The sequence below is a fragment of the Mucilaginibacter sp. genome, assembly GCF_039207105.1.
Classification (GTDB): domain Bacteria; phylum Bacteroidota; class Bacteroidia; order Sphingobacteriales; family Sphingobacteriaceae; genus Mucilaginibacter.
In genome coordinates this window covers 1-2,123 of the sequence record NZ_JBCECK010000318.1, presented here as the reverse complement: position 1 = coordinate 2,123, position 2,123 = coordinate 1, and the positions used below count along the sequence as shown (strand labels likewise).

At 38.5% G+C, this 2,123-nt stretch carries 1 protein-coding gene and 1 pseudogene; one reads left to right on the top strand and one right to left on the bottom strand.

Annotation, left to right across the window (positions count from 1 at the left end; translation table 11 throughout):
* A partial coding sequence (locus tag AAGC65_RS26060) for a glutamine synthetase III (protein ID WP_343115374.1) occupies positions 1 to 922 on the bottom strand: 922 nt, incomplete at its 3' end.
* Between the two features lie 578 nt (positions 923 to 1,500).
* Between AAGC65_RS26060 and AAGC65_RS26055 the strand changes: the two are divergent.
* Positions 1,501 to 2,123 (top strand): annotated as a pseudogene (locus AAGC65_RS26055) (ammonium transporter); the annotation flags it as partial.

The following is a 2,123-nucleotide window of genomic DNA, read 5'->3' as shown; positions in this document are numbered from 1 at the left end:
TGTGGTCAATGGCCAGGTTTATTTCTTCATAAATAGGGGCGCACTCAAATTGCGAAGGTGCAACCTCATTATGACGTGTTTTTAACGGTATACCTAATAATAAGGCTTCGGCTTCCATATCCTGCATGTAAGCATATACACGCTCAGGTATCGATCCAAAATAATGATCTTCCAACTGCTGGTTTTTGGCCGACATGTGACCGAACAGCGTGCGGCCAGTAAGATAAAGATCAGGGCGTGCATTGAACAGGGCAATATCAACCAGGAAATACTCCTGCTCAATACCTAATGATGCATTTACCTTTTCGATGCCTTTATCAAAGTAATGGCAAACATCTACGGCGGCTTTGTCTAAAACGTTAAGCGCTTTTAATAATGGAACTTTATAATCAAGCGCTTCGCCGGTATAGGATACAAATACAGTTGGTATACATAAGGTGCGCGCCATCAAAAATGCAGGTGATGACGGATCCCAGGCGGTGTAGCCACGGGCCTCAAAAGTATTGCGTATGCCGCCACTCGGAAAGCTTGACGCATCAGGTTCTTGCTGAGATAGCGCGTCGCCCGAGAAACGTTCTATAGCACCACCGTCGGCAGTAGGTTCAAAAAAAGCATCGTGTTTTTCGGCAGTGGTGCCGGTAAGCGGCTGAAACCAGTGCGTATAATGTGTTGCCCCTTTGCCCAAAGCCCATGATTTCATGGCAGAGGCAATTTGCTCGGCCAGATCTCGGGGTATTGGTTCGCCTTTTTCAATAGAATTGATAATACCCTGGTAGGCCTCTGTTGAAAGGTATTCCTTCATTTTCTTTTTATCGAAAACATTGGAGCCAAAGTAGTCTGAAATTTTTGAAGAAGGCGGTTTAACTTCAGGGATGGTTCTGCTCAGAACATCCTGTAGTGCCTTAAATCGAATGTTGGACATAATATATACGGTTTAAAATAAGGTCAACTTTCAAAAATAGAACTATCATTTAAAATATGCACAAAAATTAAAGGAAATATCGCATACGGCAAATTTTGATTTTCATGCTTCGCCTTTTTACAAATAGCTTCCTTTTTGACTTTTGGATAAATTATTGAGCTTTTTGCCAGTTTTTTTATTGTGTAATTGACTTGAATCAAATTTTTAAAGACTATTTTTTGTTTTTGGTGTTAATTTTGATTTTATAATTCATTTTTTCTAAATTTTATCTCTTTTTAAATTGAAAAACATGTAAAAATTGAATTTAATTTAAGTTTTAATTTGCATTTTTCGTAAATATTTGATTTTATAATGTTATTTGTGTGTTATAAATTTGTTATTGTTAAAATAACTACATAATTTCATGAAATAATTTACATAAAGCATGTAATTATTGATGTTTTTATAAAACCGAATGAAATATTTATGACTTGGATGATGTTTTAGATACGGATTTTGGTTTTTGACTTGCAATCAGACTTAATTATTATACAATCAAACTAAATTAAACTTTAAAAAACAATCAAACTAAAAGACAAATGAAAGTAAGTTCAACTAAACACAACCTCCTGAGTGCAGTCCGACAACTGCCACGTGAAAAATGGGCGCTGGGAGCTACCATTTTGACAGGAAAGATGATCGGTTTATTGTTGGTGTTTGTAGCTATGGTAAGTTTACCAGGTATACTGGGAACTTCGGCTCATGCCGCCGAAACATATACCGCTCATGAAACGGCCCTGATCAATACTGTTAATACAGTATGGACACTGGTAGCTGCCTTTTTGGTATTTGGCATGCAGGCGGGGTTTGTTATGCTTGAAGCTGGCTTTGCCCGTAAGCGTGAAACAGTTAATGTTTTAATGGAGTGTATTTTTGATACATGCCTTTGCGGGTTGTTATTTTACGCCATAGGCTACGCCTTTATGTTTGGTAATGGCAATGGCTTTATTGGCTGGGGAGGACTTGGAGCCGATGGTAAAACCATTACCAACTGGTTCTTTTTGCAAAATACCCCTGCTACTTACGGCGCTACAGGTATCCCTCTTTTGGCGCACTGGATATTTCAGTACGCGTTTGCCGATACCTGCTCAACCATTGTTTCTGGTGCAATGATCGGTCGTACCAGTTTCCGTGGCGATATTTTATACAGTATAGGTATTAC